Raw genomic sequence first — 9,271 nt, forward strand, 5'->3', positions numbered from 1 at the left:
TCGCGTCTCGATTCTATCTGTCGAACTGCGGCAGGGCGATTCGTGCCACCTGTTCGACAATGGGATCAACTGACAGGGGATGGGCCTCGTTGGAATGGCTTTGGGGATTGCCAATGTCCTGCCACACGCCTCCCTTGTAGATTTCCAGCGCGTCGAACTTCGCCTTGTAGTCCATCTTGCGGCTGCCCGGCACCCAGTAACCCAGATAAACATAAGGCAGGCCCGCCGCCCTCGCGATCTCGATATGATCCAAGATGATGTGGGTGCCGAGACTCGCGGGACGCAGGATCGGATCGTAGAAGCTGTAGACAAGGCTCAATCCGTCATCCAGCACATCCGTCAGACAGACGGCCGCGAGATGGTCGTCCCCCGGGGCCAGTTCCGGAATGGCATCGTCGCTGCAGCGATACTCGATCACGCGCGTCTTGACCGGGGTTTCCTCGATCATTGCCGCGAATTCGAAAATATCCATGTCGGCCATTCCGCCATCGGCATGGCGACTATCCAAGTAACGGCGGAACAGCTCGAACTGCTCCTCGGTCGCCCAGGCGCTGGTGGCCAGCCGCTTCAGCGCCGCGTTGCGTGTCTTGACCCTGCGCTGCGTGCGCGAGGGGAGAAAGTCCGCGACACGGATGCGCGCCGACATGCAGGCCACGCAGCTTTCACAACTGGGCCGGTACAGCACGTTCTGCGACCGCCGGAATCCCTGCCGTGACAGGGCGTTGTTCAGATCCGCCGCATTGTCCCCCTGCAAGGCGGTGAACAGCTTGCGTTCGGCCCGGCCGTGCAGATAGGGGCATGGTTGCGGGGCCGTGACATAGAACTGCGGCGCATGGGGCAAGGTATGGCGCATCAGGCGCCCCTCTTGCGGCATCTGTTCAGGTCACGGGTGATCATGCAAGTGCTGCGGGTTCCGGAGGAGGGGGTCAGTCGGCTGCGCGAAGCCTAGCAACGATTCCATGACAGGCCAAGCATGGAAAACGGTAACGCCGCGTGATCCGTTCATCATGGTTGACAAAAGCCTCCGTGGGGATGCGTTGACTGCGCAAGGCCAGCAACTAAGGTGACGGGCATGAGCTTTGCGTCCCGTATCACCCGATCCCCCTTGGCCATGGACGCCGCCCGTGCGGCGGATGTGGCAGCCCTGTTTCCTCGCATTCCGGTGCCCTTGCGCGATCTGATCGCCGGAGCTGCGGGCAGCAGCCCTTATCTGGCGGGCCTTGTCCGGCAAGAGGCCGAATGGCTGCCGGACGCGTTGGACCATGACGATGTCGTGTTGCGGGAAACAAAAGGGCTCGAGGATCTCGATCCGGCGGCCCTGTCGGTCGCGCTTCGCCGGGCCAAGCGGCGGGTCGCGCTGCAGGCGGCGTTGGCCGATCTGGGCGGCGTCTGGCCGCTGGAGCAGGTGACGGGCGCCTTGTCCGACCTTGCCGATCGCGCCGTCGATCTGGCCCTGCGCGCCCATGTCGCGGCCGAGGTCAGGCGCGGCAAGCTTCCTCCGACCGCGGCCGATGCGGGCGGCATCTTTGCGCTGGCGATGGGCAAGGGCGGCGCGCGCGAACTGAATTACAGTTCCGACATCGACCTGATCGTGCTTTTCGACGAAACGGCCTATGCCGAAGACGATCAGATGGAGGCCCGCGCGGCCTTGATCCGCGCCACCCGCAAGATGGCGGCAACCCTGTCCGACGTGACCGAACACGGCTATGTCTTTCGGACCGACCTGCGACTGCGCCCCGATGCGGCCGTCACCCCGGTCTGCATCTCGACTGCGGCGGCGCTGGCTTATTACGAGGCCGAGGGGCGCACCTGGGAACGCGCCGCTTTCATCAAGGCCCGCGCGGCGGCGGGCGACATTGCGGCGGGCCAGCGATTCCTGAACGAGCTTCGGCCCTTTGTCTGGCGCAAGCATCTGGACTTCGCGGCCATTCAGGACGCCCATGACATGCGCTTGCGCATCCGGGACCACAAGGGCTTGGGGGGTCGGCTGGAGGTGGCGGGCCACAACATGAAGCTGGGGCAGGGCGGCATCCGCGAGATCGAATTCTTTACCCAGACTCGCCAGCTGATTGCCGGTGGACGTGATCCCGATCTGCGTGTCCGCGACACGGTTGGCGGTCTGGCCGCGCTGGCCGCGAAGGGATGGGTCCCACCCGAGGTGGCGGCCGAGCTGACCGAACATTACCGCCGGCACCGCGACATCGAACATCGCATCCAAATGGTGAACGACGCGCAGACCCACAACCTGCCCAAGGACCCCGATGGCCTGCGGACCATTGCCGCCCTTTCGGGAGAGGGTGATCCGGTTGCATGGTGCGACGGGCTGAAGGCGCGCCTGTCGCGCGTCCATGAGTTGACGGAGCGTTTCTTCGCACCCGGCGAGGTGCAGGCCGAACGTCCGCCCTTGTCCGAGGAATCGGCGGCGGTCATTGCCCGTTGGCAGGACTATCCGGCCCTGCGTTCCAACCGCGCGCAGCAGATCTTTCACCGGATCGAGGCGCCGCTTCTGGACCGGATGTCTCGGTCCGGGCATCCAACCGAGGCCTTGGCCCGATTCGACAGCTTCCTCTCCGGGCTGCCTGCGGGTGTACAGATCTTCTCGCTGTTCGACGCCAATCCGCAGTTGATCGAGTTGATCGTCGACATCTGCGGCACGGCCCCGGCGCTTGCAAATTATCTAGCCCGTCATCCCGCGGTGCTGGACGGTGTGATCGGCGGCAGCTTCTTTGCCCCGTGGCCGGGCAAGCCGGACCTTGCCACGGAACTGGACCGGGTTCTGCAACGGGCGCTGGTGGCCCCCGGAGGCGGTTACGAACGCGCGCTGGACGCGGCGCGGCGGTGGGCGCATGAATGGCAGTTCCGTGTCGGCGTCCACCACCTGCGCGGCCTCATCGACGCGGACGAGGCCGCAGGCCAGTATGCCGATCTGGCCGAAGCCTGCGTCGCCTCGCTGTTTCCGATCACGTCACAGGATTTCGCGCAACGCCATGGCGCCGCTCCCGGGCGTGGAGCCGTTGTTCTGGGCATGGGTTCGCTGGGCGCGCGGATGCTGAACGCCGGATCCGATCTGGATCTGATCGTGATCTATGATGCCGACGGTGCCGATGCGTCGGACGGAAAACGGCCCTTGGCCGCGCGGCCCTATTATGCCCGCCTGACGCAGGCGATGGTGACGGCATTGTCGGCCCTGACTGCCGAGGGCCGTCTCTACGAGGTCGACATGCGGTTGCGTCCTTCGGGCCGCCAAGGCCCCGTCGCCACCGCCATCCAGAGCTTTGAAAGCTATCAGATGACCGAGGCCTGGACATGGGAGCATCTGGCCCTGACCCGCGCCCGACCCGTCGCGCACCATGGCCGCGACGCCGAGGCGCTGGCCCGTCAGATCGAGACGCTGCGGCTCGGCATCCTGCAGGAGCGGGGCAGGGACGCGCGCGTGCTGCCTGATTTGGCTGAAATGCGGGCCCGCCTGTTTGCGGCCAAGGCTCCGGGCGGTGCATGGGACGCAAAGCAGGGGCCGGGGCGGCTGCAGGACATCGACCTGCTGGCACAGTCCTGTGCCTTGCGGGCTGCCGATCCGGCACGTTCCTCGCTGGCGCAACTGCGTGCCGGGCAGCGGGCAGGATTGCTGGACAAGGAGGAGGTTGCGCGGCTCGGCTCGGCCTGGCGGTTCCTTTGGCGGCTGCACGCGGCCTCGAGGCTGTTGACCGACCAGGCGCTGGAGATGGACGTGATCGGGCGCGGCGGACAGGAGTTCCTGCTGCGCGAGGTGGGGGTGGACAGCCTTGACGCGCTGAAGGCCCGGCTGACCCAGGAGATCGCCACCACCGCCGGCCTGATCGAGGCAGGCCTGACTGCGGATCATCCGGCGTCCTAGCCGCTGGCGGCCTGACGCACTTCAACCGCAGGAGCGCCGTTGCTGGAGACCTTGCCCGGTTCGGCCTTTTCCTGCAGCTGGGCCGCGACCTCCGACAAGGATCGTCCGCCGATCTGCCCCAGCACCGGGATCGACACCAGACCGGCAGGCGGGGCGGCCGGTTTTTCCTGCAACTCGGGGGCTTCGGCAAACAGGCCGTGGGCGGTCTTGTCCCAATAGAACGGCTTGGTCACCACCTCATAGATCGCCTTCCAGCCGGCCAGGCAGCCAAGCGGGAAATAGAAATGCAGTGTCGGCACCCATGGCAGCAGGTGACGATGCTTGCTGCCCCGGACCGCCCGCATCCCGACAAAGATGCCGATCGCTTCCGACGCCATGAACAGTCCGAAGAGGATCAGACCGGACCATCCCCCCAGAACCGCCTCCAGCGGGCCGCGGACGGGATGAGGCAGGCCAAGAGCCAGCAGCCAGAGGCTCCACAGCACGGGGGCCAGAAGGTACTGCGACAAAGCCCCCAGAAACTGCACCTGGAAACCCCAGAACCGCCACGCGCCAAGGTCGCGATAGAGTGCCACGGGGTTGCGCATGTGGACAGCCCAGGTCATTGCATAACCCTTGAGCCAGCGCGAACGCTGCTTGATCCAAGGCAGCGCGCGGCAGTTGGCCTCTTCGTCGGTGGTCGTTTCGATGATTTCGGTTCGATAGCCGCGCCGGGCCAGGCGAACGCCCAGATCGGCGTCCTCGGTCACGTTCCATGCGTCCCAGGCGCCGACCTGTTCCAGAAGGGGACGGCGAAAGAACAGCGTCGTTCCTCCCAGCGGCACCACCAGTCCCAGCCGCGCCACGCCGGGCAGCAGCACCCTGAACCAGGCGGCATATTCGATGGTAAAGCAGCGCGCCAGCCAGTTGCTGCGCGGGTTGTAGTAATCCAGCGCGCCTTGCAGGCAGGCCACATCGGCGGGCGCCGATCGAAACCCGCGCGCCACCTTGTAAAGCTGGTCGGGATCCGGCCGGTCCTCGGCATCCCATATGCCGACGATCTCGCCTTGGCAGAAGTTCAACGCATAGTTCAGGGCGCGCGGCTTGGTCCTGATCGGCCCGTCCGGCACCGTGACGACCCGGATCCAGTGGGGAAGCCTGGTCCGCCGCAAGGCGGCTGCCGTCACCTCGTCGTCATCCTCGATGACCAGCAGCAGGTCGGTCAGCCGACGGGGATAGTCCAGCCGCGACAGCCGCGCCACCAGGTGATCGACATGCTCTTCCTTGAACAAGGGCACCATCATCGAGATCAGGGGCAGAGACTCCTGGATCTGGGCCGGTTGCCGATGGTCCTGAAGCGGCGCCATGTCGGCCTGTTCGGCCAGAGCCCGTCGGGCGGCCACGAAGGTCAGCAGCTTGAGCCCGCTTTGCATGATCAGCGTCGCCGATGCCCAGAGGGTCAGCAGGGCCACGATCCAGGCCGGGGCGAGAACCGTGCCCAGCACCAGCAGGATGAAGGCGGCGCAGGCCAGCAAACTGGTGCTGGCATGGTTCTGCGTGCGACAGCTTTCTGCCGCAGGGACGCGCGTTTCCGCCTCGCGGATCAGGCGCAGGCGGCACGAGCCAAGGATGCCGTCCTGAACCTGATCCTCGCTGCACACCAACATCCGCACATGGCCGAAGCGGGGCGGCAGGTGGGGCAGAAGCGCTTCGAACCGTTCCGGCCGGGCAGTGGCAATCCATGTCACGCCGCCAATACGTCGCCAAGGGAGGATGCCGTGGGTCAGGCAAAAGCCCGCCCCGCACAAATCGATCAATCGGGGATCGGGCGACGTTTGATGCGGGTCGATGGCCGTGGTGCGCCACTGCCGGGCCAAGGCGCGTGCCATTGCGGCAGGCGTCACCATGGCTTGGGCCAGAAGAATCTGACCAAGGTTCGCATCCTGACGTTCGCGGATCAGGTTGGCCTTCATCAGGTCCGAAGGCGTGACGGCCCCGTCTTCCAGCAGGATCTGCCCCAGCGGCACGCTGCTGCGCGATGCGAGGGTCGCGCCGCGCAAGACGACAGGCGCGTCGTCCCCCTGTAAATCGGGGCAGCCGGGAAGGGGCAGGTGCGCAGGCTGGGACAAGGGTGACTCCCGTCTGGGGTTGGTCCTTCCTTGCACGCCAAACCTTAACAGCAAGTTAAGCAAGCCCCTTGGTCAGGCTTGACCAAGGGGCAACGTCCTATCCGCGACGATCACGCATCGAGTCGGTGAAGCGCTTGAACAGGTAAAGGCTGTCCTGTGGGCCGGGGGCCGCTTCGGGATGGTACTGCACCGAGAAGACCGGCCGATCCTGCAAGCGGATCCCACAGTTGCTGCCGTCGAACAGGCTGACATGGGTTTCCACGACACCGGCCGGCAGGCTTTGGGAATCGACGGCAAAACCGTGGTTCATCGAGGTGATCTCGACCTTGCCCGATTCCACGTCGCGAACCGGATGGTTCGCTCCGTGATGTCCATGGCTCATCTTGACTGTCTTGGCCCCCAAGGCCAGCGCCAGCATCTGGTGACCTAGGCAGATCCCGAAGATCGGCAGGTCCTTTTCCAGCAAGCCCTGGATCATCGGCACGGCATATTCGCCGGTTGCCGCCGGGTCCCCCGGACCATTCGACAGGAAGATGCCTTCGGGTTCGTGGGCCATGATCTCTTCGGTGGTGGCGGTGGCGGGCAGGACCGTCACTTCGGCCCCATGCGCCACGAGCGACCGCAGGATGTTGCGCTTGGCGCCATAATCCAGCGCCACGACCTTGAAAGGCTTGGCCTCGGGGGATGTGCCGAAGCCTGCGCCCCAGGCCCAGGCGCCTTCCTCCCAGCGGTAGCTTTGGGCGCAACTGACGCTGCGGGCCAGATCCAGCCCGACCAGGCCCGGCCATTCGCGGGCCCGGGCAACCATCGCCTCGATGTCGAAATTTCCCTCGGGGTCATGGGCCAGAACAACATGGGGGGCGCCCTGCTGCCGGATGGCGCGGGTCAGGCGACGGGTGTCGATGCCGCCGATGCCGATACGACCGCGCAGCGCCATCCATTGGGTCAGTTCGGCTGCAGCGCGCCAGTTGGAAGGTTCCGTCGGGTCCCACCGCACGACGATCCCGCTGGCCATCGGATCCATCGCCTCGTCATCTTCGGGGGTGACGCCGGTGTTGCCGATATGGGGAAAGGTGAAGGTCACGATCTGGCTGGCATAGGAAGGATCGGTCATGATCTCCTGATAGCCGGTCATGGCCGTGTTGAAGACCAACTCGGCCACGACCTCGCCCGGGGCGCCAAAGCCCTGGCCATAGAAGACTGTTCCGTCGGCAAGCGCCAGGCAGGCGGTCGGTTTTGCAGCCATATCGGCACCTCTGGTATGAAATCAGCCGGTGAATAGGGGGGGCGGCCTCCAAGGTCAAGCCGAAGCGGCAACGGCAGGCGGCTTGAATTCAGGGGCTGCACGGCCTAGATCGCAGTCTTTCCGGCGTCTTTCGCGCCTGATGGAGACAGATCATGGAACTGCGCGCCCGGCTGCAAGCTGCGACCAAGGAAGCGATGAAGGCCAAGGACAGCGCCCGACTGTCCACGCTGCGCCTGATCGGCGCCGCCATGAGGGACCGGGAGATCGCGGCCCGCGGTGGCGACGGGGATGGTGAACTGACGGAAGGCGACCTGATCGTGATCCTGTCCCGCATGGTCAAGCAGCGTCAGGAATCGGCCAAGGCCTATGAAGAAGGGGGCCGTCTGGAACTGGCCGCCAAGGAAGAAGAGGAAATCGGCGTCATTCAGGAGTTCCTGCCCCGCCAGATGAGCGACGCCGAGACCCAGGCCGCGATCGGCAAGGCCATTGCTGATCTGGATGCTTCCGGTATCCGCGACATGGGCCGCGTGATGGCCGCACTCAAGGATCGTCATGCGGGGCAGATGGATTTTGGGGCGGTTGGTCCCATGGTCAAGGACCGCCTTCTGGGCTGAACCCGGGCAAGGGTGGATGCGTTGGGCGGGCAGGAGGTGATTCATGCCCGCCAGATCAAGAGCCCAACAACATGCCGCCGGTGCGGCCCTGTCAGCCAAGCGTGGCGAAACCGACGTCGGTGACCTGCAGGCTGCAGCAAAGGATATGTACTACAGCATGTCGGAAGCTGAACTCGAACAACTTGCCTCGACTGATGGTGACGATCTTCCTGACCGTGCTGTCGACAAGGAGTGACGGCTGTCGTTCAGGCCCTGTTCTGGCCGATGGCCCGTGTCAGCTCATCGCAAAGGCTGCGACGCTCTTCTGGAGTCAGAAAGGCCCCCAGTTCGATTTCACGCTGCCCGTCGGTCAGCGTCAGATAGCTTTCGACCGGTCCCTTGCGCAGGATCGCCCGCACCCAATAACTGTTCGTCTGCCATTCGCGATCCGGCCGCCCCGGATCGCGGCGCGTGATGCTGAGCCGGTCTCGGCTGAGGACAAGCTCCTCCTGCATGCGTCCGCTGCGATAGCTGGCATTGATGGCAAGCCAGACCCCACCGACGGCCAGTGCCATGAAGGGCAACAGCCCCCACAGTACTTGTGTTCCCAGAACCGCAAGCATTGGCAGTGACAGGAAAAGCGCTGTTGATGCAATGAACCACACAAAGCCGCGCCGCGGCAGAGACCGGTGCGGCCACAGGATTAGGTGACGCAAAACGGCCCCGGATGCATCCGGGGCCGTTGTTTCTGTCCAGCGATACGGCATCGACGGACCTTTTCCTTTTAGTGGGCCGGATTGCGGTCCCAGTCCTCGCGCTTGGGCAGTTGCTCGAACGTATGCTCGGGCGGGGGCGAGGGCAGGGTCCATTCCAGCGTATCGGCGTACTCGTTCCAATAGTTGTTCTCGGTCACGCGCTTACCAGCCAGCAGGGTGTAGGCCATGATGCCGATGAAGAACAGGAACGAGGCGAAGGACAGATAGGCGCCCCAGGAGCTGATGTTGTTCCACATCGCGAACTCGACCGGATAGTCGATATAGCGACGCGGCATGCCCTGACGGCCCAGGAAGTGCTGCGGGAAGAAGGTGATGTTCGCACCGATGAACATCATCCAGAAATGCAGCTTTCCCGCCCATTCGGGATACTGGCGACCCGACATCTTGCCGATCCAGTAATAGATGCCCGCGAAGATCGCAAAGACCGCACCAAGCGACATCACGTAGTGGAAGTGCGCCACGACGTAATAGGTGTCGTGATACACGCGGTCCAGCGGCGCCTGCGACAGCACAACACCGGTGACGCCGCCCACGGTGAACAGGAACAGGAAGCCGAAGGCCCAGAGCATCGGCGTCTTGAACTCGACCGAGCCGCCCCACATCGTCGCGATCCACGAGAAGACCTTGATGCCCGTGGGCACGGCGATCGTCATGGTGGCCAGCATGAAGTAGCT

General features: G+C 64.7%; 8 protein-coding genes. 3 read left to right on the plus strand and 5 right to left on the minus strand.

Going from position 1 to position 9,271, the window contains the following annotated elements; genetic code table 11:
- Positions 1 to 13: 13 nt before the first annotated feature.
- Complete coding sequence (locus ACLHHB_RS01070) at positions 14 to 853, minus strand: arginyltransferase (RefSeq protein ID WP_410216427.1); 840 nt, start codon at positions 851 to 853, stop codon at positions 14 to 16.
- Positions 854 to 1,072: 219 nt separating this feature from the next.
- On the opposite strand from ACLHHB_RS01070, the gene ACLHHB_RS01075 reads away from it, so the two are divergent.
- Positions 1,073 to 3,874 (plus strand): glutamine-synthetase adenylyltransferase, encoded by a 2,802-nt coding sequence (locus tag ACLHHB_RS01075; protein ID WP_410216428.1) that lies wholly within the window; start codon positions 1,073 to 1,075, stop codon positions 3,872 to 3,874.
- Here ACLHHB_RS01075 and ACLHHB_RS01080 read toward each other — a convergent pair.
- A complete protein-coding gene (locus ACLHHB_RS01080; protein ID WP_410216429.1) occupies positions 3,871 to 5,982 on the minus strand; it encodes a glycosyltransferase family 2 protein in 2,112 nt (703 codons plus the stop codon). The genes ACLHHB_RS01075 and ACLHHB_RS01080 overlap by 4 nt on opposite strands.
- Positions 5,983 to 6,079: 97 nt before the next feature.
- On the minus strand, positions 6,080 to 7,228 hold the full coding sequence (carA, locus tag ACLHHB_RS01085; protein WP_410216430.1) for a glutamine-hydrolyzing carbamoyl-phosphate synthase small subunit: 1,149 nt from the start codon (positions 7,226 to 7,228) through the stop codon (positions 6,080 to 6,082).
- Between the two features lie 152 nt (positions 7,229 to 7,380).
- On the opposite strand from carA, the gene ACLHHB_RS01090 reads away from it, so the two are divergent.
- Both ACLHHB_RS01090 and ACLHHB_RS01095 read left to right on the plus strand, forming a co-directional pair.
- The gene (locus tag ACLHHB_RS01090) at positions 7,381 to 7,842 is read left to right on the plus strand and encodes a GatB/YqeY domain-containing protein (protein WP_410216431.1); all 462 of its coding nucleotides are present in this window, start codon (positions 7,381 to 7,383) and stop codon (positions 7,840 to 7,842) included.
- A 43-nt stretch (positions 7,843 to 7,885) separates the two neighbouring features.
- Positions 7,886 to 8,077 carry a DUF3008 family protein gene (locus ACLHHB_RS01095; RefSeq protein ID WP_410216432.1) on the plus strand — a complete coding sequence of 64 codons (192 nt, stop codon included), beginning with the start codon at positions 7,886 to 7,888 and terminating at the stop codon, positions 8,075 to 8,077.
- 10 nt (positions 8,078 to 8,087) lie between these two features.
- On the opposite strand, the gene ACLHHB_RS01100 is transcribed toward ACLHHB_RS01095, so the two are convergent.
- Positions 8,088 to 8,690 (minus strand): DUF2244 domain-containing protein, encoded by a 603-nt coding sequence (locus tag ACLHHB_RS01100; RefSeq protein WP_410216433.1) that lies wholly within the window; start codon positions 8,688 to 8,690, stop codon positions 8,088 to 8,090.
- On the minus strand, positions 8,606 to 9,271 hold a 666-nt coding region (locus ACLHHB_RS01105), incomplete at its 5' end, for a cbb3-type cytochrome c oxidase subunit I (RefSeq protein WP_410216434.1). The genes ACLHHB_RS01100 and ACLHHB_RS01105, both read right to left, overlap by 85 nt.

It is taken from the genome of Paracoccus sp. (in: a-proteobacteria), from assembly GCF_046462195.1.
Lineage (GTDB): Bacteria > Pseudomonadota > Alphaproteobacteria > Rhodobacterales > Rhodobacteraceae > Paracoccus.